A 24,090-nucleotide genomic window follows, 5' to 3' on the forward strand; every position below is an offset into this window, starting at 1 on the left:
GGGGGGCGGTTACAACTATCGTCCCTCACGCTCTGCGCCGCGCCTCATGTTCAGGAGAGGACGCGGAGCGTCGCACGATGGTTACAGGGTCATCGTTCCTCACGCTCCCGCTTAGGCTCGAGAGTGCGGCAGGCTCACGTACTCTCTCGCTCTACCAATCTGCATTCCAGCAGATTCAGGCGTTGTATCTCTCCCTCTACCGGTAACACTCCGAGGCTTTCAAGCACCCGCGTGGCGGCCATTACGCCGATCTGCAGTGCGGGCGGTTTGATGGTGGTCAGGCTGGGCAGCATCATTTCTGCGAAGGCGTAGTCGCCAAAACCCATCACGGCGCAATCCTGCGGAATGCTCAGGCCTGCGCGCTGGCTGGCGAGCAGGGCGCCGGCTGCCAGGTTGTCGTTGGCGAAGAAGATCGCGTCAGGGCGGGGCTCTTGGTTCATCAGGGTGTCCATCGCCTGTTTGCCTGCCTCGAATGGCGCTCGGTCCGCGTCCGGGACGAAGACCCACGGCGTGATACCGAGCCCTTCCAGAGTCGCAGCGTAGCCGTCGCGGCGCTCCAGTGCGCTGAAGTCGCCCGCGATGCTGTTCTGTACGAACGCGATTCGCCGGTAGCCCTTGTCATGCAGATAACGGGCTGCCATGACGCCGACGTCGTAGTGCGAAAAGCCGATCTGGATCGGACTGCGGTCGGGTTGATGGTCCCAGGTTTCGATCACCGGGACATCGGTCTGCTCGATCATTTTCTCGGTAGCAGGGCTGTGAAAGCGACTGGTCAGCACCAGTGCCGCCGGTGACCAGCCCAGAAATGCCCGTACCGCGCTTTCTTCCTGCTCGGCGGAAAAGTAGCTGGAGGCCAGCAGCAACTGAAAACCGTGCCGGCTCAGGGTGTCACTGAAGCCCTGAATGGTATTGGCAAAGATCGGCCCGGAGATGTTGGGAATCACCATCGCCACCACACGGCTGCGTGCTGACGCCAGGCCGCCAGCAACCAGATTGGGCACGTAACCCAGTGCATTGACCGTGCTCGCAATCCGCTCGCGCAGTTCGGGCGATACCTGTTCCGGCTGATTGAAATAGCGCGATACGGTAATGGCCGACACCCCCGCCTGACGCGCCACGGCAGTGATCGTCACCCGGCCTGCGCCTCGGCGTTTACGTGTCAGGGGTTTCTCGTCGGCCATGCTTGATCACTTCGCATAAAAGTAAAAAGAATATAAAACTAATTTTTCAGTATTGGACGGTCTATCTAGCATTTCCCGATACTGGCGATGTTAGCGCTAACAAAGATGGTTTGTCTGCTACTCGCCACCGCGAATGCCCGGACCCGGTTTAGTCAGCACGTATAGGCGCCAGTGCGCATCGCACTGTCGGATCAGGGCATATTTCAGGTAGGCACGCAGATGCACACAACAGCTGGGGATGGCGTCAGACACATGCTTCTGGCGCAGGCGATCGATCAGGTTCATGCGGCGCGGGGGCGTCGTTGTGGGTGGTTACTGATGGGGCTGACGGCATTGCCGTGTGTTCCGGCCATGGCAGAGACAGCGGCAGGGCAGAATACAGAAACGGTAGCGCTGGAATCGGTGACCGTGACCGCCACACGCCGTGAAGAATCGCTGCAAAAAGTACCGGTTGCCGTGTCCGTGATCGAGGGCGAACAACTGGAGCGCGATAACCGTAATGGCGTGGCCAGTATTGTGCAGCAGGTGCCGTCGTTGAATTTCCGCACCGGGGCTTCCAACAAGGACACTTCGCTGTTCGTTCGCGGTGTCGGCACCATTTCCACCTCGCCAGGCGTCGAACCGACCGTGGCAACCGTGATCGACGGCGTGGTGTATGCCCGTCCGGGTCAGGCCACGCTGGACTTGCTCGACCTGGAACGCATCGAAGTGCTGCGCGGCCCGCAAGGTACGCTGTTCGGCAAGAACGCTTCGGCGGGCGTGCTGAACTTCACCACCAAGGCACCGACCGAAGAGACTCACGGTTACATCGATCAGTCGTATTACAGCGGCAACGAAAGCCGCACCCGTTTCGGTATTGGCGGCAGCCTGATTCCGCAGACCCTCAAAGGCTCGATCACGACGTTGTTCGGCAGCTATGACGGCAATGTCGATAACAAGCTCAATGGTCAGGAAGTCAACGGTTACAACCGCAAGGGCGCACGCGGCAAGCTGGAATTCACGCCCAATGACGACATCACCTTCACCCTCGCAGCGGACTACATGCAGTCCCATGACGACGCGCCCAACGGTGTGGTAACCAAGGCGCTGACCCCGTCCTTCGCCAGTGCCCTGGCGCCGGTACGTGCCGACAGCGATAACCGCAATGTCGTCAGCGATTACCGCAGCCATGTCGAGGACGTCAACAAAGGCCTGTCCGGTCAGCTCGACTGGCAACTGGGTGACTACACCCTGACCTCCATCACCGCCTGGCGCGGCTGGGACAACACGCAGTATCAGGACGGTGACCGGCTTGGCACCATCACCTCCGCGTTCCCCGGCACTGAAGACAAGGGCGATCTTGAGTTCAACCAGTATTCACAGGAGCTGCGTCTGGCGTCGCCGAAAGGCCAGTTCGTCGAATACGTGGGCGGGCTGTTTTACATGCACGGCAAGAGCGACGAGACCTATCAGCGCACGCTGATCACACCAACGACTCAGGATCGCGGCATCGCCGACTACAGCACCACCACCGACAGTTATTCGGTGTTCGGCGAAACCACGTTCAATTTCACCCCGGACTTCCGTGCGATTGCCGGGGCACGCTGGACCCACGACGATCTGGAATACGATCATCGCCGCGTCTCGACATCGGCTACGACCGTCAGCGGCATTCAGCCAGCGACCAGCAGTTCCGGGTCGGTGGACGAAGACGGCAAGTCCGGGCGTCTCGGTTTGCAATACGACCTGAGCGACAGTGTGATGACCTACATCACCTATTCGCGCGGCTACAAAGGCCCGGCCTACAACGTGTTCTTCAACATGCAGCCGCGTGACACCGAGGCCCTCAAGCCGGAAACCTCGAACACCTGGGAGGTCGGCCTCAAGGCCACCACCTGGAATAATCGCCTGACCACCAACCTGGCGGTGTTCCACAGCGAATACGACAACTATCAGGCGAACTTCTTCGACAGTGTTGCCGGACAGGTTGTGACGCGCCTGATCAACGCCGGCAGTGTCAGCACCGAAGGCGTCGAGCTGGATTACGCCCTGCAAGCCACGCGAAACTTGAAACTCTCCGGCGCGCTGTCCTACACCAGAACACGCATCGACAGCTTTGCCTGCCCGGCCGGTGCGGCGGCGTCCTGCAACGTCGACGGCAAAACCCTGCCGTACAGCCCGGACTGGAAAAGCTACGTGCGCGCCGACTACACCCTCCCGCTGGACAACGGCCTGGATATCGAACTGGGCACCGATTACAGCTGGCAGAGCGAAGTGCAGTACGACATCAGCCAGAACCCGGACACCAAACAGGGCGCTTACGGCATCTGGAACGCCAGCGTGGCACTGGCTGATTACAACAGTGGCTGGCGTGTGGCATTGCTGGGCAAGAACCTGGCTGACAAGTCCTATTCGCCAATGCTGGCGACCGGGGGCAACTACGTTTACCGATCCGTGCCGCGTGATGATGAACGTTATTTCGGTGTGCAGTTACGCAAGGATTTTTGAGCCGAGACCCCAGGCAACACGGAAGGAGTGAGGTATGAGCACGACTGCTCGACAGATGAAGCTGGGCGCTTTCCTGATGGCCACCGGGCATCATGTCGCTGCCTGGCGGCACCCGGATGTGCCTGCGGATGCAGGGCTGGATTTCAAGCATTACCGGCACGTGGCCAGGGTTGCGGAGGCGGCAAAATTCGATGCACTGTTCGTCGCCGACAGCGTGGCTGCCGCGACCGGTGATATCGCCAGCCGCATGGCACGCTCCGATCATTTCGAACCGCTGACCCTGCTCTCGGCACTCAGTGCGGTGACTGAGCATATCGGTCTGATCGCGACGGCAACCACCACCTACAACGAGCCGTATCACGTAGCCCGCAAGTTCGCCTCGCTGGATCATCTCTCCGGTGGGCGAGCGGGCTGGAATCTGGTGACCTCGGATGCCGCCGCCGAAGCGCAGAACTTCGGTCGCGCCGAGCATGTGGGGCATGCCAAGCGCTATAGCCGCGCACGAGAGTTTCATCAGGTGGTGACCGGCCTTTGGGACAGCTGGGCAGACGATGCCTTCACCCGCGACAAGGCCAGCGGCGAGTATTACAACCCGGCCAGGCTGCATGTGCTCGATCACCAGGGCGAGCACTTCAGCGTCAAAGGCCCGCTGAACGTGGCACGTTCGCCGCAAGGACAACCGGTGGTGGTGCAGGCCGGTTCCTCGGAAGTCGGGCGTGACCTGGCGGCGCAGACGGCGGAAGTGGTGTTCACCGCGCAGACCTCGCTGGCCAGCGCCCAAGCGTTTTATGCGGACATCAAAGGCCGTCTGAGTGCTTACGGGCGTGACGTCGATTCGCTGAAAATCATGCCCGGCGTGTTCATCGTCGTGGCCGAAACCGAAGCCTTGGCGAAAGCTAAATTCGAGTCGTTTCAGGCGCTGGTCGAGCCTCAGGTCGGGGTCGCTCTGCTGGGCCGCATGCTGGGCAATTTCGACCTGTCGGGTTACCCGCTGGATGGCCCGTTGCCAGAGCTGCCACTGACCGACAGCGGCCAGCGCAGCCGGCAGAAACTGCTCACCGAACTGGCCGATCAGGAAAACCTGACCCTGGCGCAACTGGGGCGGCGGATTGCCGGCGGGCGAGGGCACTACAGCCTGATCGGTACGCCTGAGCAGATTGCCGATGAGTTGCAACGCTGGTTCGAGCAAGGCGCGGCGGATGGCTTCAATGTGCTGGTGCCGCATCTGCCGGGTGGTCTGGAAGATGTCGCGCAGTTGCTGGTGCCGGAGTTGCAGCGGCGCGGGCTGTTTCGTACCGAGTATGAGGGCACGACCTTGCGTGAAAACCTGGGCTTTCAACGGCCTGCTTACAAATTTTGATCGTTGCCGCATGCAAGTCCTGATGAGCGCAGCAAGCGGGCTTCGGCCAGAATCAGAGGCAGATTTTTATACAGAATTAAGGGATCACTCATGAAACCATTCACGTTTATCGCCGCCATTCTGGCTTTCAGTGGCCTGTTCGGGACAGCTGCTGCCGTCGAGCCCGACACCCTCCGCATCGGCTACCAGAAGGGTTCTGTCACGCTGGTGCTGGCCAAGGAACACGGCTTGCTGGAAAAGCGTTTTCCCGAGAAACAAATCAAATGGATCGAGTTTCCGGCCGGGCCGCAGATGCTGGAGGCGCTGAACATTGGCAGCCTGGACATCGCCTCCACCGGCGACATTCCGCCGATTTTCGCCCAGGTCGCAGGTGCCGACCTGGTCTACATTGGTGCCGAGCCACCCAAGCCGCAGGTGGAAACCCTGTTGGTGCGCAACGAAAGCCCGGTGCACAGCGTCGCAGAATTGAAAGGCCGCAAGGTCGCGCTGCAGAAAGGCTCCAGCTCGCATAACGTGGTGCTGCGTTTGCTCAACAAAGCAGGCCTGACCTTCAAGGATATTCAGCCAATCTATCTGACCCCTGCCGATGCCCGTGCTGCCTTTGAAAACGGCAGTGTCGATGCCTGGGCGATCTGGGACCCTTACTACTCCATCGCTATGAGCGAAGGCCACACTCGCCTGCTGGCCGACGGCGAGGGGCTTGGATTGTCCGGGCCGTTCTATACCGCACGGCGGGCGTTTGCCGAGGAAAATGCAGCGCTCGTGCAGCAGGTCCTCGACGAACTGACAGTTGCCGATGGGCTGTCGCGCTCGCAGCGTGCCGAGAGTATTCAGATACTGGCGCGCAGCATGGGCTTGTCCGAAGCGGTCATGACTCAGTATCTTGACCATCGGCCTGTATCACCCAGCCTGCCGATCACGCCGGAGATCGTACGCGCGCAACAGGCGACCGCTGATCTGTTTTACGACAACCACTTGATACCTAAGCGGGTCGACATTCAGCAGGTTGTCTGGCAAAAGCCATGATTCCGGCGTTGCGAACAGGCGTCACCTGTTCGCAAACGCAATCAAGACGCCTCGAATATCCCCCAGACAAGAGAGGATTCAATGACCTACATCGCTGCCGAAAATCGTTACGAAGACATGCCTTATCGCCGTACCGGCCGCAGCGGGCTGGTGCTTCCGGCACTGTCTTTGGGCTTGTGGCACAACTTCGGTGACAGCACGCCGATCGACACCCAGCGCGCCATGCTGCGCACGGCGTTCGATCTGGGCATCAACCATTTCGACCTGGCCAACAACTATGGCCCGCCGTACGGCAGCGCCGAGATCAACTTCGGCCGTCTGCTGCGCGAAGACTTCAAGCACTACCGTGATGAACTGATCATCTCCAGCAAGGCTGGCTGGGACATGTGGCCAGGGCCGTACGGGCAGGGCGGTGGTTCACGTAAATACGTGCTCGCCAGCCTCGACCAGAGCCTGCAGCGCATGGGGCTCGATTACGTCGACATCTTCTATTCCCACCGTTTCGACCCGGACACTCCGCTGGAAGAAACCGCCAGCGCGCTGGCCACCGCGGTTCAGCAGGGCAAGGCGCTGTATATCGGTATCTCATCCTATTCCGGGGCCAAGACCCGTGAGATCGCGGCGTTGCTCAAAGAGTGGAAAGTGCCGTTGCTGATCCACCAGCCGGCCTACAACCTGCTCAATCGCTGGGTCGAGAAAGACTTGCTCGACGCGACCGAAGAGCTGGGCGCGGGCGTGATCGCCTTTACCGCGTTGGCCCAGGGGCTGCTGTCGGACAAATACCTGAACGGCGTGCCCAAGGATGCGCGGGTCAATCGTCCGGGTGGCGGCTCGCTGCAGGCTTCGCACCTGTCCGAGCAGAACATCGCCCACGTGCGTGCGCTCAACGAAATCGCCCAGCGTCGCGGTCAGAGCCTGGCACAAATGGCCCTGGCTTGGACGCTGCGCGATCCGCGCGTGACCTCCGCGTTGATCGGTGCGAGCCGTCCGGAGCAGATTGTCGAAAACGTCGGCGCGCTGAAGAACCTCGCGTTCAGCCCTGAAGAACTGGCCGAGATCGACAGCTTTGCGGTGGAAGGCGGAATCAACCTGTGGGAAAAACCATCACTGGCTGAGTGATGCGGTGCTGAGCTGAGCTGCGCTGCGCGTTACACGCAATTCCTGAGATGACTATCGTTCCCACGCTCCGCGTGGGAATGTAGTTCTGGACGCTCTGCGTCCTGCCTTGAATAGTAGGCGCGGCGCAGAGTGTTTCGAAATGCATGCCAATGCGGAGCATTGGCACTAATGACCATCATATAACCACTCAGCCCTCATCGGCCTCGTCGTCATCCCCGCCATCGATCTTCATGCCCAGTTCCTTGATCTTGCGGGTCAGGGTGTTGCGGCCCCAGCCCAGCAGTACGGCGGCGTCGCGGCGGCGACCGGCGGTGTGCTTGAGGGCGGTTTCGATCATGATCCGCTCGAAGGTCGGCACGGCGCTGTCCAGCAGGCTGGACTGACCACGAGACAAGGCCTGATCGGCCCACTGGCGCAGCGCCTGTTCCCAGTTGGTGACCGGCGCGGCGTCCTGCGGCAGGCTCAGCAGTTCCGGTGGCAGGTCGCTGATGTGCACTTCACGACCCGACGCCATGACCGTGATCCAGCGGCAGGTGTTTTCCAGCTGACGCACGTTGCCAGGCCACGGCAGATGCTTGAGGTATTCCTCGGTCTCGGCCTTGAGCAGCTTGGGTTCGACCGCCAGTTCCTGAGCCGCGCGGCTGAGGAAGTGCTTGGCCAGGGTCGGGATGTCTTCACGACGGTCCGACATGCGCGGAATGTGGATACGGATCACGTTCAGACGGTGGAACAAGTCCTCGCGGAACTTGCCGGCCTGTACCAGGGTTTCCAGGTTCTGGTGTGTCGCGGCAATGATCCGCACATCGACCTTGACCGGCGTGTGCCCGCCTACCCGGTAGAACTCGCCATCGGCCAGCACGCGCAACAGACGGGTCTGGGTGTCGGCCGGCATGTCACCGATTTCATCGAGAAACAGCGTGCCGCCGTCGGCCTGTTCGAAGCGTCCACGACGCAGGTTGGCCGCGCCGGTGAACGCGCCTTTTTCATGCCCGAACAGTTCGGACTCCATCAGGTCCTTGGGGATCGCCGCCATGTTCAGCGCAATGAATGGCGAGGCCGAACGCGGGCTGTGGCGATGCAATGCATGAGCGACCAATTCCTTGCCGGTTCCCGACTCACCGTTGATCAACACCGTGATGTTGGAGTGACTCAGACGGCCGATGGCGCGAAACACTTCCTGCATCGCTGGCGCTTCGCCAATGATTTCAGGGGTGCGGGTCAGTGTCGGTGCAACGTCCAGGCCCTGTTGTTCCTGAGCGTGCTGATTGGCGCGCTTGACCAACGAGACGGCTTCATCGACGTCGAACGGCTTGGGCAGGTACTCGAACGCACCACCCTGATAAGACGCCACGGCACTGTCCAGGTCCGAATGGGCGGTCATGATGATCACCGGCAGACGCGGATGCTGCTCGCGAATCCGCGCCAGCAGGTCCAGGCCACTGGCACCCGGCATGCGGATGTCGGAAATGATCACGTCGGGTTGCTGACGGGCCAGACGGCTCATCACCCCGTCGGCGCTGTCGAAGCTTTGCGTGGTCATGCCTTCCTGTTGCAAGGCCTTTTCCAGTACCCAGCGGATAGAACGATCGTCGTCTACGATCCAGACAGTTTCACTACGGCTCATGTCGAAGCTGCTCCTTGTTCCAGCGGCAGGAAGATCGAGAATGTGGTGTGGCCGGGATGGCTGTCACACTCGATCAGACCCTGGTGCTGGCTGATGATGTTCTGGGTAATGGCAAGACCTAATCCCGTACCGTCCGGGCGGCCACTCACCATGGGGTAGAAGATGGTTTCCTGAAGTTCGGCCGGAATACCGGGGCCGTTGTCGATGATTTCGATCTTGCTCACCAGTCGATGGCGAACGTGGCCGATGGTGAACTGGCGCATGGCGCGGGTGCGCAGGGTGATCCGGCCAAGGCGCAATTCGTTCTGGCCGCTGATGGCCTGCATGGCATTGCGCACGATATTGAGCACGGCCTGGATCATTTGCTCGCGGTCGATCAACACGTCGGGAATGCTCGGGTCATAGTCGCGCACCAAGGTGATGCAGCCCTGGCTTTCGGCCTCGACCAAGCTGCACACACGCTCCAGCACTTCATGCACATTGGTCATGGCCAGCGATGGCAGCTTGTTGGAGCCGAGCATGCGGTCGACCAGATTACGCAGGCGGTCGGCCTCTTCGATAATGACGTTGGTGTAGTCCTTGAGACTTTCTTCAGGCAGCTCGCGGGCCAGCAATTGTGCGGCCCCGCGAATGCCGCCCAGCGGATTCTTGATTTCGTGAGCCAGGCCACGCACCAGCATCTTGGTGGTTTCCTGCTTGGACAGCTGGGCCTCTTCCTTGGTAATACGCAACAACCGGTCACGCGGGTGTACTTCAAGCAAAAGAAGGGTATCGCCCTTGCTGAGGATAGGCGTCACCGCATAGTCGACAGTCAGGGTCTGACCGGTCAGTGCAGTGAGCATCGCTTCGCGCTTGGTGAAAGGATGAGCCTGTTCGACTGCCTGACGCAGCGAACTCAATGCTTCGGCCGACTCGGTGAACAGCTCGCTGATGAATTGCCCATGGCTACGCTGCCCGCTGATGGCCAGCAGCATTTCCGCTGCCGGGTTCATGTACTCAAGACGCAGGTCGGCGTTGAGCAGAATGGTGGCAGTGGTCAGGTTATCCAGTAACAGTCTGTGCAGCGCATCGCTGATAGTCATGAATCGTGTTGACCTCTTTTGGCACATTGCAGTCGCGCCATGCTGGTGCTGGCTGGTCTGCGCCAGCAGGAGCAAAGCCACCAATACGGTGCTGTGTCAGTGAAGTTGCAAAAAACAAACCAAGGCTCCGAAAAGAAGCGTTTTATCTGCAAAGTCGGGCCGTTTTTGCAAAGCATGCCCGCATACGGCGCTACCCGGCCGGGCTTCCTGAACCAGATTGGGCTGTATTGTTGCGCAGGCAGTCATAGAGCGCACCAAAAAGGTGCTGGCGTTTTGGCGAGATCAGAAGAAGGGCAGGATGCTGCTTTTGGGCTCGGGCTTGTCCTTGAGCGGACACTCCGGCCGCACACCGTAGTCATCCTCCTTGCAGGGGTGAGTCGCGCGCTTTTGCGCCAGGGAAATGCGCTGCACGTGAAAGGGCTGGTTCGGTGTTTTTTCCAGCACACGGCCAAGTTCGTCGAAAATCTCTACCGACAGTTGATGCGTGCCACGATCGACATTGCTCAACGGGAACACCGGGCTGCGGCCGGCCTGGCCGACGACAACACCATCCAGTAGCAATCGATAGCTGTGCCCCTCCTGTAACACCGGTTCGCTGGTGACGGTAACGATCAGGTCGCCACTGGGATTGACCAGGGTGGCGTCCGGTTCGGGCACCAGAATTCTCAGCAATTGGTAATGAAACATCGGCTTTATTGCAGGTTTGGCAGGGTGGGCCTTCAAGGTCCGGGTCGGCGGCGTGCCGGTCATGTTGTTGCTGGGCGCGATGTCGACGCGGGTGGCGTTCTTGCGCGGCTGGTCGGTAAACACCCGATTACCCTGCGCGTCGATATAGGTATAGACGTCGGCCGCTGCGGGCAGCGTCAACAGCAGCAACAGGCAGGTCAGCAGACGGCGCATCGTGTGTCTGCTCATGGCTTGCCGAGGTGTACGCGCTGTACGGTCAGGGTGATGGTTTCACTCTGCTGAATGATCCGCTCGCCGTCTTTCACGACCACCGCGAAGCTGTGTTCGCCGCGATCTACGTTGACCACTTGAAAGCGCGGCAGGTTGGAGGGCTGCCCGTACAGGTTGCCGTCCAGCAGCAGTTGCAGGCTGTGAGTCGGTTGCAGACGCGGCTGGATCTTCACGCCGATGATGAACGTGCCATTGTTGGCGCGTAACGCTTCGTCGGTGGGCAGGTCGGTGAGTTCCAGTACGTCATAGGCCGTTTGCGGCTGCGAGGGTGGTGCGACAGGGGCTGGTTGCGGCGCACTGTTGACGACCGGTCTGGAAGGCGTCTGCGTTTCTATGCTGTTGAGTGGCGGCAACTCGACCACTTCGGTCTTGGCCCCGTTGGGCGGCTGGTTGCTGAACGCGGTGTTACCGTTCGCATCGGTGTACTTATAGATCTGCGCCAGCGCGGGCAGGCTGATCAACAGCAGCAGGCAAATCAGACTTTGACGCATGAGACTCTCGACAGCAGGGCAAGATTGGCCGTCAGCATAGAACACATCGCCCTATGCTGCGCTATCTGCCTGATGTGTCAGAGTTTCGCAGGGCAAAGGTCGGCAGTGGCCAGTACCAGCGCCTGATCGTGAATCGGGTCGGTCTGATAACGCTTCAGCGCCGCATCCAGTTGCATCTGGCAGGTTTCCGCCTTGCGCAGTGGCTGGAAGTCCGCGTAGGCCTGGAGCAGTTGCGTCTGCAGGCGATCCAGCTTAGGACGGATGTCATCGACCAGGCTGAGTCTGACCGTGTCGGGCGCTTTGCCTGCCGCGTGCCACTGGGCGAGCAGGGCGTTCTGCACCTGTTTATTGGCTTCGATCTGGGCGCGGAACAGACGTTGAACATCATCGGGGTTGAGCTTGAACTCGGCAGCGCGGGCCTGGGCGGCGCTGATCACTTGCTGTTCGCGTGGCGGGTCCTCGACCGCCTTGCTGTCCCATTTGCTCAGGGCAACCTGATCCGCGATGGTCAGGCGCTCGCTGATCGCTTGCAGCAGGGGTTCAAGTGCAGAAGGCTTCTGCTCGGCAGTGAAGGCGAAGCAGGAAGACATGAACGTCATTGTCAGCAGGGAAGTGGCCAGGATAAGGCGCATGGCAGTTCCATCTCGGTTCGGTGAGGAGATGCAGATTTAACTCCAGGCGACCGGGCAGAGCCAGCGTTGCGGGGTGAACAAAAGTTCACGCGGTAAACTCCGGGCAAAAAAAGACCTCCCGAAGGAGGTCTCCTGTTACGCCATCAACGCTGGCGTGGCTGGATCAGCAGCTGTAGTACAGCTCGTATTCCAGTGGGTGTACGAAGGTGCGAACCTTGATTTCTTCTTCGCTTTTCAGCTCGATGTAGGCATCGATGAAGTCGTCGCTGAAAACGCCGCCCTTGGTCAGGAACGCGCGGCCCTTGTCCAGTTCTTCCAGGGCTTCTTTCAGGCTGCCGCAAACTTGTGGGATCTCTTTGGCCTCTTCAGGCGGCAGGTCATACAGGTTTTTGTCAGCTGCGTCGCCAGGGTGGATCTTGTTCTGGATGCCGTCCAGGCCAGCCATCAACAGGGCAGCGAATGCCAGGTACGGGTTGGCCGCTGGATCCGGGAAGCGTGCTTCGATACGACGGCCGCGCGGGCTGGAGACGTAAGGAATACGGATCGACGCGGAACGGTTACGGGCCGAGTAGGCCAGCATGACCGGTGCTTCGAAGCCCGGGACCAGACGCTTGTAGGAGTTGGTCGACGGGTTGGTGAAGCCGTTCAGAGCCTTACCGTGCTTGATGATGCCGCCGATGAAGTACAGGGCGGTATCGGACAGACCGGCATAGCCTTCGCCTGCGAAGGTGTTCTTGCCATCCTTGGAGATGGACATGTGTACGTGCATACCCGAACCGTTGTCACCGTACAGTGGCTTGGGCATGAAAGTAGCGGTACGGCCGTAAGCGTCGGCAACGTTGTGTACGCAGTACTTGAGGGTCTGAACTTCGTCAGCCTTCTTGACCAGCGTGTTGAATTTCACGCCGATTTCGTTCTGGCCGGCAGTTGCCACTTCGTGGTGGTGAACTTCCACGACCTGGCCCATTTCTTCCAGAGCGTTGCACATTGCGGTGCGGATTTCGTGGTCGTGGTCGACCGGTGGCAGCGGGAAGTAACCACCTTTGACGCCCGGACGGTGGCCCTTGTTGCCGCCATCGACGTCGCCGTCGGTCATCCAGGAAGCCTGTTCGGAGAAGATCTTGAACATGGAACCGGAGATGTCGGACTTGAACTTCACTTCGTCGAAGATGAAGAACTCTGGCTCCGGACCTACGAATACGGTGTCGCCGATACCGGTGGACTTCAGGTATTCCTCGGCACGGTGGGCAATGGCGCGCGGGTCGCGGTCGTAGCCTTGCATGGTCGAAGGTTCGATGACGTCGCACACCAGAACCAGGGTTGGCTCTTCGGTGAACGGGTCGAGCAGGGCGGTTTCGTCATCCGGCAGGAGAATCATGTCGGACGCTTCGATGCCTTTCCAGCCAGCGATGGAGGAACCGTCGAACATTTTGCCGACTTCGAAGAAATCGTCTTCCAGTGCATCGCGCGCAGGCATGGTGACGTGCTGCTGCTTGCCCTTGGTGTCTGTGAAGCGCAGATCAATCCATTTAACGTCATGATCTTTGATGAGTTGAACCGACTTCGACATGGTGTCCTCCGGGTGGCTAGAGACCGACTTGATAGAGTTGTGGTCCCTTGAATTTGGGTGATGCCGGCGCAAATACTCTGCCAAGGCAACCTGCCTCACAAGGGAGCAATTTGCATGCCAGTGCCCCGTGTTGGGTTTTTTGCCTCAAACGCTGGTTTTCAGGGGGCGAAAACGCACCGCGCAGGAAAAACACGCACCTTTATGGCGCTGCAATTTGGTGCGTAGACTCTTTTTGGTGCGTCGGTGATTGCGTGTACGATAACTGGTTAAACCTTGAGCAATTTCCGCTATAATCCGCGCCCCCCTTTTTTGGTCGGCACCTCACGCTCCGTTTCCATGAAACTAATCGTTAAAGTTTTCCCAGAAATCACCATCAAAAGCCCGCCGGTGCGCAAGAAGTTCATCCGGCAACTGGGCAAGAACATTCGTACCGTGCTCCGTGAACTGGACGCGGACATTGTCGTGGGTGGCGTATGGGACAACCTTGAGGTCGAAACCCGGCTGACCGACCCCAAAGTGCTGCAGGGCATTAGGGAGCGGCTGAGCTGCATGCCGGGCATCGCCAACTTTCTGCAGGTCGCCGAGTACCCGCTGGGCGATCTGGATGACGTGGTTGCGAAGTGCAAACTGCACTACGCCGACCTGTTGCCTGGCAAGATGTTTTCAGTGCGCTGCAAGCGCGCCGGCCGACACGACTTCAGCTCCATGGACGTCGAGAAATACGTCGGCAGCAAGTTGCGCATGCAGTGCGGCGCGGCCGGAATCGAGCTGAAAAAGCCCGATCTGGTCGTGCGCATGGAAATTCGCGACCAACGGTTGTTTGTCGTTCATGACCAACATCAGGGCATGGGCGGTTACCCGCTGGGCGCGCTGGAGCAGACCCTGGTACTGATGTCCGGCGGGTTCGATTCGACCGTTGCGGCCTACCAGATCATGCGCCGCGGCCTGATGGCGCACTTCTGCTTCTTCAATCTGGGCGGAAGAGCCCATGAACTGGGCGTGATGGAAGTCGCGCACTTCATCTGGAAGAAGTACGGCAGTTCTCAGCGTGTGCTGTTCGTCAGCGTACCGTTCGAGGAAGTTCTCGGAGAAATTCTGCAGAAAGTCGATAACAGTCATATGGGTGTAGTTTTGAAGCGTATGATGTTACGCGCTGCATCCGCCGTGGCCGATCGTCTTGAAATCGATGTGCTGGTCACCGGCGAAGCGATTTCCCAGGTTGCCAGCCAGACGCTGCCCAACCTGTCGCTGATTGACGCGGCGACCGACAAGCTGGTCCTGCGGCCGCTGGTTGCCACCCACAAGCAGGACATCGTGGACCTGGCGACTGAAATCGGTACTGCTGATTTCGCCCGGCACATGCCTGAATATTGCGGGGTGATTTCGGTCAACCCCAAGACCAACGCCAAGCGAAATCGCGTTGAGTACGAAGAAAAACAGTTCGACATGGCGATTCTCGAGCAGGCGCTCGAACGCGCGAAGCTGGTTTCGATCGATCGGGTCATCGACGATCTGAGCCGCAATGTCGATATAGAAGAAGTCAGCCAGGCGCTGGCCGGTCAGGTGATCCTCGACATCCGTCACCCGGATGCCCAGGAAGACCAGCCGTTGCAGGTGCCTGGCGTGGAGATACAGACGTTGCCGTTCTACGCATTGAACAGCCGTTTCAAGGCACTGGATGACACGCGCCAGTACCTGTTGTATTGCGACAAAGGCGTCATGAGTCGCCTGCATGCCCACCATTTGCTCAGTGAGGGACATGCCAATGTGCGCGTATATCGACCGAGCTAAGTGCCCGGGGCTGTTTGCCTGTGGCTTGCGTCACCGGCCCCCCGACACCAGTCGTCATGCCGTAACGGCTTTTGCCGACTCGAAATAGTTAATCGCTGCCTTTAAACAGTCAGCAGACCGAATCCTCTGATCGAGATACACAAGTGATCGAAAATCTACGCAACATCGCCATCATCGCCCACGTTGACCATGGTAAGACCACCCTGGTAGACAAACTCCTGCGCCAGTCCGGCACCCTTGAGCGCAACGAGCTCAACGACGAGCGCGTGATGGACTCCAACGACCAGGAAAAAGAGCGCGGTATTACCATTCTCGCGAAGAACACCGCGATCAACTGGAATGGCTACCACATCAACATCGTGGACACCCCGGGCCACGCCGACTTCGGTGGTGAAGTAGAGCGCGTGATGTCGATGGTCGACTCCGTACTGCTGCTGGTCGACGCCCAGGACGGCCCTATGCCGCAAACCCGTTTCGTGACCAAGAAGGCATTCGAAGCCGGCCTGCGTCCAATCGTGGTCATCAACAAGGTTGACCGTCCAGGCGCGCGTCCGGACTGGGTTCTGGACCAGATCTTCGACCTGTTCGACAACCTGGGTGCCACCGAAGAACAGCTGGACTTCAAAGTCGTCTACGCCTCGGCCCTGAACGGCATTGCCGGTCTGGAACACACCGATATGGCTGAAGACATGACTCCGCTGTACCAGTCGATCGTCGATCACGTTCCTGCGCCAAAAGTTGACCGTGACGGTCCTTTCCAGATGCAGATCTCGGCTCTGGACTACAACAGCTTCCTGGGCGTCATCGGTGTTGGCCGTATCGCTCGCGGTCGCGTCAAGCCAAACACTCCGGTTGTTGCCATCGATGCCGAAGGCAAGAAGCGTAACGGCCGTATCCTGAAGCTGATGGGTCACCACGGTCTGCACCGTGTGGACGTTGAAGAAGCAGCTGCCGGCGACATCGTCTGCATCAGCGGCTTCGACCAGCTGTTCATTTCCGACACCCTGTGCGACCCACTGAATGTCGAAGCGATGAAGCCGCTGACCGTTGACGAACCTACCGTTTCGATGACCTTCCAGGTTAACGATTCGCCGTTCTGCGGTAAGGAAGGCAAGTTCGTCACCAGCCGTAACATCAAGGAACGTCTGGACAAGGAACTGCTGTACAACGTTGCCCTGCGCGTTGAAGAAGGCGACACCGCCGACAAGTTCAAGGTCTCCGGCCGTGGTGAGCTGCACCTCTCGGTACTGATCGAAACCATGCGTCGCGAAGGCTTCGAAATGGGTGTTGGTCGTCCGGAAGTGATCATCCGTCGTGTAGGCGACGTGAAGCACGAACCGTACGAAAACGTGACCATCGACCTGCCGGAAGAATCCCAGGGCGCGATCATGGAGCAAATGGGTCTGCGTAAAGGCGACCTGACCAACATGGTTCCGGATGGCAAGGGCCGTGTTCGCCTCGAGTACAACATCCCGGCCCGTGGCCTGATCGGTTTCCGTAACGAGTTCCTGACCCTCACTTCCGGTGCAGGCATCCTGACCTCGATCTTCGACCGTTACGACGTGATGAAGTCCGGCGACATGTCCGGCCGTCAGAACGGCGTTCTGGTTTCGGTTGAAACCGGCAAGGCACTGACCTACTCCCTGGAAACCCTGCAGGCGCGCGGCAAGCTGTTCGTCGAGCACGGTCAGGAAATCTACGGTGGTCAGATCGTTGGTCTGAACAGCCGCGACAACGACCTGGGTGTGAACCCTACCAAAGGCAAGAAGCTCGACAACATGCGTGCTTCGGGCAAAGACGAAACCATCGCCCTGGTTCCACCTGTCAAGTTCACCCTTGAACAGGCTCTGGAATTCATCCAGGACGACGAGCTGTGCGAAGTAACGCCGAAGTCCATCCGTCTTCGCAAGAAGATCCTGGACGAAAGCGAGCGTACCCGCGCTGCCAAGAAAGCCAAGGCTTGATACTTAGCCCGCGCTGAATAAAAAACCCCGGTCGAGAGACCGGGGTTTTTTTTGACCTGCTGATCATCGCAATGAGGTTCAGGACTTGATATCGAGGGCCTGACGTTTGCCCGCCACGGGTGCCAGCAACAGTTCAATACGCTGCTTGCGAATCCCGTCGGCAGCCGCTTCGGCCAGGGCTGCGTCGGTGATGATGGTGTCGAACTGTTCGAGCCCGGCGACCTTGTACATACCGAAGGTGCCGTATTTGGAGCTGGTGGCGATCAGCACGGTTTGCGAGGCGGACTGCATGGCGGCCTGCTTGACCTCGACCTTCAGCGCCGACGGTGTGGTGGTGCCGCGTTGCAGGTCCCACGAGCTGGTGGACATGAAGGCCACATCGGTCGCCAGCTGGCGCAGGGTCGCCGCTGCCAGGCCGCCGACGCTGGAGCGGTTCGGATGATCGAGCAGCCCGCCGGTGTGAATCACATCCACATGCGCAGCATCGGCCAGCGCGTTGACCACGCCGAAATCATTGGTGACCACAGTCATGCCCGACAGCGCGATGATATGCGGGACGATTTCGAGTGTGCTGGTGCCTGCGTCCAGATAGATCGTCATGTCCGGGTACAACAAGCCCGCTGCGAGCCGCGCCATACCCTGCTTGTGCGGCAACTCCACCACGGCCTTGGACTGGTGGCTGGGCTCGCTGTGGACCTGGCTGGCGATACGCACGCCCCCGGTGACCGAGTAGGCGCGACCTTCCTGCTCCAGCTGGGCGATGTCGCGGCGGATGGTCATGTGCGAGCAATCGAACATCTCCATCAACTGATGCACGCTGAGCACCTGATGCTTGCGCAACTGACGCAGCATCAGCTCCCGGCGCTGGTCAGGGATCATAGGTGTACCGCCGGAAATGGCGATCTCCTCTTCAGTGGACATTCGTACTCCTGTACATCAATGAGCCGCCTCAGGCAGCAGGCGGTCCGCGCATCTTAGCCAATCGCTTCGGCAATGGAAGCAGTTGCAGGCTTTTTTGCGCGGTTCGGCTCATCTTTACTCCCGTCGCACTTCAACTCATCCAGTTGCCACCGTCGACGTTATAGGTCTGGGCTACGACGTATTCGCTGTCCGCTGAAGCCAGGAAAATGGCCATGCCGGTCAAATCGTCCGCTGTGCCCATGCGCCCGAAAGGCACTTGCTCGCCCACCAGCCTTTTCTTCTCGCCCAGCGGGCGGTTTTCGTGGCGGGCGAACAGCGCATCCACGCCATCCCAGTGTTCGCCATCGACCACACCCGGCGCGATGGCATTGACATTGATGCCGTGCCTGATGAGGTCCAGCCCGGCCGATTGGGTCAGGCTGATCACCGCAGCCTTGGTCGCGCAATACACCGCCACCAGCGCCTCGCCCCGCCGACCGGCCTGGCTGGCCATGTTGATGATCTTGCCGCCGTGCCCCTGGGCAATCATTTGCCTGGCTGCTGCCTGCAAAGTGAACAGGGTGCCCGCGACGTTGATCGAAAACAGCCGTTCGTAACTGTCGCGGGTGATATCGACAATTGGTGCCAGATCAAACAGCGCGGCGTTGTTGATCAGGATATCCAGCTTGCCGGTCTGGGCGGCCACTGCGGCGATGGCCTGATCAATGGACGACTGATCCGTGACGTCCATGCTGACCGCGTAGGCGTTCGGTCCCAGCTCGTTCGCCGTGGCCTGTGCGCGCTGCAGGTCGATATCGGCAATCGCCACGCGCGCACCTTCGTGAATGTACGCCTGCGCAAACGCCCGCCCGATGCCTCGCGCCGATCCGGTGATCAGCGCGCTTTTACCTTCAAGTCGTTTCATGGGTTCATCGTCCGTTCAATACAGTTGAGGGCTGGCGCTCTACTTCGGGTAGCCGGCACGTTTCATCTCGCGCTCGGTCACCGCCTGCGCGGCTGTGAGCGCCTGTTCAGTGGTGGTTTGCCCGGTCACGGCGGCAGAGAACAGCTTGCCGACCGAGGTGCCGATGGCCTGAAACTCGGGAATGGTCACGTACTGGATACCAACGTAGGGCACAGGCTTGGCCGAGGGGTGCGCCGGGTCGGCGTGTTGCATCATTTGCAGCGTGACCTTGGCGAACGGTGCAGCTTTCAGGTAAGCCTCGCTGTAGGTGGAGGCGCGGGTGCCAGGCGGCACGTTGCTGATGCCGTCCGTCTCGGCGACCAGCTGGATATACGCCTTGGACGTCGCCCAGGTGATGAACGCCTTGGCCGCATCCTTGTGCTTGGAGGTGGTCGGTATCGCCAGCGACCAGGCGTAAAGCCATGATGAACCCTTGTCAGTCACTTCAACCGGCGCAGGTGCAAAGCCGACGCTGTCGACCACCTTGCTCTGTTCCTTGTCCGTCGTGAAGGAGCCGGCCACGCTGGCGTCGACCCACAAGGCGCATTTGCCGCTGTTGAACAGCGCGAGGGTTTCGTTGAAGCCGTTGCTCGACACGCCCGGCGGGCCATCGTTTTTCAGGGTGTTGACGTAGAAATTCGCAGCCTTGCTCCATTCCGGGCTGGTCAATTGCGGTTTCCATTGCTCATCGAACCAGCGCGCGCCGAATGCATTGGCCATGGTACTGAGCAAAGCGATGTTCTCGCCCCAACCGGCCTTGCCGCGCAGGCACATGCCGTAAACGCCCTTGTCGGGCTGATGCAGCTTCGCGGCGAAGTCGCCCAGCTGCGTCCAGGTCGGGTGTTCGGGCATGCTCAAGCCTGCCTGCTTGAACAAATCGGTGCGGTAATAAGTAAGGGTGCTTTCGCCATAAAAGGGCAGGGCATAGAGCGTGTCCTTGACTGACAAGCCTTGGCGCACCGAGGGAAAGATATCCTCCAGATCGTAGTCCGGCGCAAGATCGGTAATCGGCTCCAGCCACTGTTTGGCGCCCCATAACGGGGTCTCGTAGGTGCCGATGGTCAACACGTCGAACTGGCCGCCCTGCGTGGCGATGTCGGTGGTCAGGCGTTGGCGCAAAACATTTTCTTCGAGCACTACCCAGTTGAGCTTGATGTCGGGATGCTGCTGCTCAAAGGTTTTCGACAGGCGCTGCATGCGGATCATGTCGCCGTTGTTCACCGTGGCGATGGTCACGGTTTCGGTAGCCTGGACGGTCAGGTTGAAAAGGGCGGCGGACACGCCTGCTGACAGGAAAAGCGTTTTCCGAATGTTCATCGTAGTGCTCTCCACCCCGCGCCTTGTCTGGCGGGAGTCATTGTTTTTGTTGTTGGCCACGGTTGAGTCACCCTGGTGGACCGCTTGATTACAGCAGCCCTCAGGGGGCTGAACAAACGCAGCGCGGATGATCGACTGATACTTTTTTAACCGGCCGCGCTCCGGCTGTCCGAAAGCAAAAAAGTATCAGTGCCGGTTTGAACGCGAGCTAGCGCTGGTTGGACGCGAGGGGGTATGTTCAAGCGTCAACAGCGCATCCATAACGATAAAAAGGGGCATCCCGTGCCTGACAGCCGAGCCGCCTTGCTCGAGCAGCGCCCTGCCGAGCTTGAGGTTATTCTCCCGCAGCCCGACCACTGCTTTCGCTGGTACGAGCATGACTATCCCTACGCACTGGCGCGCTGGAACCATCATCCGGAGTTCGAAATTCATCTGATCCGCCAGGGCAGCGGCAAGCTGGTGGCCGGGGATTACATCGGTGAGTTCGCGGCAGGGCATGTGGCCCTGATCGGCCCGGATCTGCCGCATGACTGGATCGGCGATCTGGCCCCCGGTGAGCATCTGCCCGGGCGGGACGTGGTTCTGCAGTTTGATGGTGCCGCGTTACTGGCCTTGCGCGGCACGCTGCCGGAGATAGGCGATTTGCAGCGTCTGTTCGAGCAGGCGCGACGTGGCCTCGAGTTCACCGGTGCAACAGCGGTGCAGGCCGCGCGCCTGCTTGAACAGATCGGCCCGGCTCAGGGGCTGGAGCGGCTGATTCTGTTCCTGCAACTGGTCAACACGCTGATGAAAGCGCCTGCGCAGGAGGTTCGTCTGCTGGCCAGCACCTGGTATGCACCGACCCTGGATGCGCGCAGCTCCGAACGGATCAACAAGGCGTTCGACTATCTGCTGACCGAATTGACCAGCGATATTCGCCTGTCCGTCATCGCGCAGCGGCTGGACATGAGCGATCCGGGTTTTTCACGCTTCTTCAAGCGCACCACGGGCCATTGTTTTATCGACCTGATGCGCAAACTGCGGGTCCAGCGGGCTTGCCGTTTGCTGCTGCACAGCGAGATGTCGGTGTCGGACATCTGCTTTGAAGTCGGCTATGCCAACCTGTCCAACTTCAACCGGCACTTCCGCGTGGAGATGCAGCAGACGCCCAGTGAATACCGGCGCGCCGCTGCATCGGCCTGATCAATGCTCTGCCGGTTCTTTCGCCTGCGGGGCACGGGTAACGGCATTCACCAGCTTGCCGATGGTCAGGCCCTGCAGAAGGATCGACAGCAACACCACGATGTAGGTGATGCTCAGCAGCAGATCTCGTTCCGGCCCGGTCGGCAGCGCCAGCGCCAAGGCGACCGAGACACCGCCGCGCAGGCCGCCCCAGGTGAGGATGCGGATCGTGCCATGCGGCACCTTGCGCCAGCGACGCAGGAGCAGGATGGCCGGGGCCACGGTGACAAAGCGCGACAGCAGAATCGCCGCCGCCAGCAGGCTGGCCGCAATCAGGTGCTGCCACGAGAACGGCAACAGCAACAACTCCATGCCGATCAGCGCGAACAGCAGTGCGTTGAGCATGTCATCCAGCAGCTCCCAGAAACCGTCCATGTAACGACGGGTCATGTCGTTCATCGCCAGATTACGTCCCAGGTTGCCGATGATCAGGCCGGCCACGACCATCGCGATAGGACCGGACACATGCAGTTCAGACGCCATCGCCGAGCCGCCGATCACCAGCGCCAGCGTGAGCATGACCTCGATCTGATACTGCTCGATGCTCTTGATCATCAGGTACACGGCGTAACCGATCAGGCCGCCGAACAGCACACCGCCGACCGCTTCGTGGACGAACAGCAGGGCGGTTTCGCCCACCGTCGGCGTTTCGCCCAGCTGCGCAATACCCAGCAGCACGGTGAACACCACCACCGCCGTGCCATCGTTGAACAGGCTTTCACCAACGATGGTGGTTTTCAGCGGTTTGGAGGCGTTGGCGGTACGCAACACACCGAGCACCGCAATCGGATCGGTAGGCGAGATCAGTGCACCAAACAGCAGGCAGTACAACGGGCTGACGTGCCAGCCGAACAGGGCGAAGATCCAGTAGGCCAGTGCGCCGATCACGGTAGTGGCGATCAGCACCCCGAAAGTCGCCAACAGGCCGATGGGCCAACGGTAGCTCCTCAAATCGCCAAGGTTGACGTGCAGCGCCCCGGCGAACAGCAGGAAGGACAACATCCAGTTCATCAGCAGGTCGCCGAAGTCGATCTGACCGATCAATTGTTGAACGCGATCTTCCAGGCCGGGATAGCCCAGAAAGCTCAGACCCTGCAACAGCAACGAGAACATCAGCGCAGTGACCATCACGCCAATGGTGGGGGGCAGACCGATGAAACGGTAGTTCACGTAGGTCAGCAGCGCAGTGAGGCAGATAAAACCAGCAGCGAGTTCAAGCATCCGTCATTCCAGAGTCCGTAAGTGCAGTGTCTCGATCACCGTAACCGAGCCTGTGTTTGATGGACTGGATCTACGTCCAGACACATCTCGACACGCCACAGTGGGGTTTGCGTTGACCACGCAAAGGCGGTGATGTTGCAAAAAATGCTGGAATCACCCAGCGAAGCTGGATTTGAGACGGGAGAGGCAGGGCATTGCAGACACAAAAAAGTCAGCCCGAATGACGGTCCGGGCTGACGGGGGATGTAGCGCTGAGTGGCCTTCCTGGCAGGATCAGAATCATTGGCTGTTTCTGCATCCGCCGAGGACCTGGTACTGAACCGTGTTCAGCTTGCCTTTGGAGTCTTCGTAAGTCATCAGCTTTGGCATCACGCTACAGGTTTGCAGATCCGGGGATTTGCGGACCAGCTTGGCAATGTCCAGCTTCATTCCGTACGTGTATTCCTTGATCTCCGGCATTGGCTTGTTATGGATGGCGGCATACTTCTGCACGCTGGCCTGGTGCTCCTTGATCACCGTAGTGGCTTTGACTTCATCAGAGGTGTAGGCGAAAGCACTGATGGGCGAAAGGATGACCAGAGCAAGTAACAACGATTTGGCTGTGCGCATTTTCTTTTGTCTCCGTTTGAATGTGGCTTAACCCTAACCAATGCGCACTAACCGGAAGGTTGCTGAAACATTACAAATCGGTCATCTCGAAGATGTCAGCTTCCTAACAGTATTGTCATTGTTCGCTCACCTTCCTGTTAGCTCCCCCTCCGTAAGCTTGTTTCATCCCTGACGAGCGCTGAGCGCTGCGCAGGTCCGACATTCAACCGATAAAGGTAACGATGATGAAACTGGTCAAATCGATGGTCTTCGCAGTAGCTGCCTTGTCCGCCAGCGCAGCCTTTGCCGACGACGGTAACGAGTACGCAAGCACAGCGGCTGACAAGATGCGTCTTGCACAGGAACTGCGCTTCAAGGAACAGAACAGCAGCAATAAAGCCGAGCGCTACGTCAATACAGACGACAACGCCAAGGCCGAGCGGTCGACCAAGTCCGAAGGCTGATGCCTTTGATGCCCGACCCGCTGCACCCCCATTCGCCCTTTGTAGCAGCTCCCTGCTCCTTTGGTCGGGGCGAATCTTTAAGCGTCCTTCGGGGCGCTTTTTTTATTCCCGTATCTACACCAAATCGTTAT

General features: G+C 59.6%; 21 protein-coding genes. 8 read left to right on the forward strand and 13 right to left on the reverse strand.

All coding sequences use genetic code 11. The features are described 5' to 3' along the window. Window positions 1-134 precede the first annotated feature (134 nt). Together PCPL58_RS04040 and PCPL58_RS31995 are read right to left on the reverse strand one after the other, a co-directional pair. Window positions 135-1,181 (reverse strand): LacI family DNA-binding transcriptional regulator, encoded by a 1,047-nt coding sequence (locus PCPL58_RS04040; protein ID WP_058397119.1) that lies wholly within the window; start codon window positions 1,179-1,181, stop codon window positions 135-137. 117 nt (window positions 1,182-1,298) lie between these two features. Next, window positions 1,299-1,466 carry a hypothetical protein gene (locus tag PCPL58_RS31995; RefSeq protein ID WP_167355211.1) on the reverse strand — a complete coding sequence of 56 codons (168 nt, stop codon included), beginning with the start codon at window positions 1,464-1,466 and terminating at the stop codon, window positions 1,299-1,301. On the opposite strand from PCPL58_RS31995, the gene PCPL58_RS04045 reads away from it, so the two are divergent. The 4 genes from PCPL58_RS04045 (at window position 1,401) to mgrA (ending at window position 7,173) form a co-directional block, all read left to right on the forward strand. Next, a complete protein-coding gene (locus PCPL58_RS04045) occupies window positions 1,401-3,668 on the forward strand; it encodes a TonB-dependent receptor (protein ID WP_065350995.1) in 2,268 nt (755 codons plus the stop codon). The genes PCPL58_RS31995 and PCPL58_RS04045 overlap by 66 nt on opposite strands. Window positions 3,669-3,702: 34 nt before the next feature. Continuing rightward, the gene (locus PCPL58_RS04050; protein WP_065348864.1) at window positions 3,703-5,028 is read left to right on the forward strand and encodes an LLM class flavin-dependent oxidoreductase; all 1,326 of its coding nucleotides are present in this window, start codon (window positions 3,703-3,705) and stop codon (window positions 5,026-5,028) included. 90 nt (window positions 5,029-5,118) lie between these two features. Next, window positions 5,119-6,054, forward strand: coding sequence for a sulfonate ABC transporter substrate-binding protein (locus PCPL58_RS04055; RefSeq protein ID WP_065348865.1), 936 nt, complete (start codon window positions 5,119-5,121; stop codon window positions 6,052-6,054). An 81-nt stretch (window positions 6,055-6,135) separates the two neighbouring features. Beyond that, complete coding sequence (gene mgrA / locus PCPL58_RS04060) at window positions 6,136-7,173, forward strand: L-glyceraldehyde 3-phosphate reductase (RefSeq protein WP_004654952.1); 1,038 nt, start codon at window positions 6,136-6,138, stop codon at window positions 7,171-7,173. Window positions 7,174-7,360: 187 nt separating this feature from the next. Here the strand turns inward: mgrA and ntrC are convergent, their stop codons facing one another. The 6 genes from ntrC to glnA all read right to left on the reverse strand — a co-directional run bounded on the left by ntrC (window position 7,361) and on the right by glnA (window position 13,529). Beyond that, window positions 7,361-8,797 carry a nitrogen regulation protein NR(I) gene (gene ntrC, locus PCPL58_RS04065; protein WP_003413458.1) on the reverse strand — a complete coding sequence of 479 codons (1,437 nt, stop codon included), beginning with the start codon at window positions 8,795-8,797 and terminating at the stop codon, window positions 7,361-7,363. Beyond that, window positions 8,794-9,879, reverse strand: coding sequence for a nitrogen regulation protein NR(II) (gene glnL, locus PCPL58_RS04070; RefSeq protein ID WP_002555720.1), 1,086 nt, complete (start codon window positions 9,877-9,879; stop codon window positions 8,794-8,796). Before glnL ends, ntrC begins: the two co-directional genes overlap by 4 nt. Before the next feature lie 282 nt (window positions 9,880-10,161). Further along, the gene (locus PCPL58_RS04075) at window positions 10,162-10,779 is read right to left on the reverse strand and encodes a DUF4124 domain-containing protein (protein ID WP_024663428.1); all 618 of its coding nucleotides are present in this window, start codon (window positions 10,777-10,779) and stop codon (window positions 10,162-10,164) included. 11 nt (window positions 10,780-10,790) lie between these two features. After that, entirely contained in the window at window positions 10,791-11,327 is a 537-nt protein-coding gene (locus PCPL58_RS04080; protein WP_044310464.1) for a DUF4124 domain-containing protein, read from the reverse strand. A 77-nt stretch (window positions 11,328-11,404) separates the two neighbouring features. Then, window positions 11,405-11,959, reverse strand: coding sequence for a chorismate mutase (locus PCPL58_RS04085; RefSeq protein ID WP_065348866.1), 555 nt, complete (start codon window positions 11,957-11,959; stop codon window positions 11,405-11,407). 163 nt (window positions 11,960-12,122) lie between these two features. Continuing rightward, entirely contained in the window at window positions 12,123-13,529 is a 1,407-nt protein-coding gene (gene glnA / locus PCPL58_RS04090; RefSeq protein WP_003372080.1) for a glutamate--ammonia ligase, read from the reverse strand. 336 nt (window positions 13,530-13,865) lie between these two features. Between glnA and thiI the strand changes: the two genes are divergently transcribed. Both thiI and typA read left to right on the forward strand, forming a co-directional pair. Continuing rightward, a complete protein-coding gene (thiI, locus tag PCPL58_RS04095) occupies window positions 13,866-15,320 on the forward strand; it encodes a tRNA uracil 4-sulfurtransferase ThiI (RefSeq protein ID WP_003426934.1) in 1,455 nt (484 codons plus the stop codon). 143 nt (window positions 15,321-15,463) lie between these two features. Next, window positions 15,464-17,284 carry a translational GTPase TypA gene (gene typA, locus PCPL58_RS04100; RefSeq protein WP_002555714.1) on the forward strand — a complete coding sequence of 607 codons (1,821 nt, stop codon included), beginning with the start codon at window positions 15,464-15,466 and terminating at the stop codon, window positions 17,282-17,284. Between the two features lie 78 nt (window positions 17,285-17,362). Here typA and PCPL58_RS04105 read toward each other — a convergent pair whose 3' ends face one another. From PCPL58_RS04105 to PCPL58_RS04115, 3 genes are all read right to left on the reverse strand, one after another. Next, on the reverse strand, window positions 17,363-18,205 hold the full coding sequence (locus PCPL58_RS04105; protein ID WP_065348867.1) for a DeoR/GlpR family DNA-binding transcription regulator: 843 nt from the start codon (window positions 18,203-18,205) through the stop codon (window positions 17,363-17,365). 130 nt (window positions 18,206-18,335) lie between these two features. Beyond that, entirely contained in the window at window positions 18,336-19,109 is a 774-nt protein-coding gene (locus PCPL58_RS04110; RefSeq protein ID WP_065348868.1) for an L-iditol 2-dehydrogenase, read from the reverse strand. A 39-nt stretch (window positions 19,110-19,148) separates the two neighbouring features. Then, complete coding sequence (locus PCPL58_RS04115) at window positions 19,149-20,465, reverse strand: ABC transporter substrate-binding protein (RefSeq protein ID WP_065348869.1); 1,317 nt, start codon at window positions 20,463-20,465, stop codon at window positions 19,149-19,151. Between the two features lie 282 nt (window positions 20,466-20,747). On the opposite strand from PCPL58_RS04115, the gene PCPL58_RS04120 reads away from it, so the two are divergent. After that, window positions 20,748-21,647 carry an AraC family transcriptional regulator gene (locus PCPL58_RS04120; protein ID WP_032609331.1) on the forward strand — a complete coding sequence of 300 codons (900 nt, stop codon included), beginning with the start codon at window positions 20,748-20,750 and terminating at the stop codon, window positions 21,645-21,647. Here PCPL58_RS04120 and PCPL58_RS04125 read toward each other — a convergent pair whose 3' ends face one another. Next, window positions 21,648-22,907 (reverse strand): cation:proton antiporter, encoded by a 1,260-nt coding sequence (locus tag PCPL58_RS04125; protein WP_003343805.1) that lies wholly within the window; start codon window positions 22,905-22,907, stop codon window positions 21,648-21,650. Between the two features lie 279 nt (window positions 22,908-23,186). Next, on the reverse strand, window positions 23,187-23,516 hold the full coding sequence (locus tag PCPL58_RS04130) for a DUF2790 domain-containing protein (protein ID WP_003372061.1): 330 nt from the start codon (window positions 23,514-23,516) through the stop codon (window positions 23,187-23,189). Between the two features lie 221 nt (window positions 23,517-23,737). On the opposite strand from PCPL58_RS04130, the gene PCPL58_RS31345 reads away from it, so the two are divergent. Further along, complete coding sequence (locus tag PCPL58_RS31345; RefSeq protein WP_054081749.1) at window positions 23,738-23,959, forward strand: hypothetical protein; 222 nt, start codon at window positions 23,738-23,740, stop codon at window positions 23,957-23,959. Window positions 23,960-24,090: the final 131 nt, after the last annotated feature.

Origin of the sequence: Pseudomonas cerasi, from assembly GCF_900074915.1 — a bacterium.
GTDB classification, from domain to species: Bacteria; Pseudomonadota; Gammaproteobacteria; order Pseudomonadales; family Pseudomonadaceae; genus Aquipseudomonas; species Aquipseudomonas cerasi.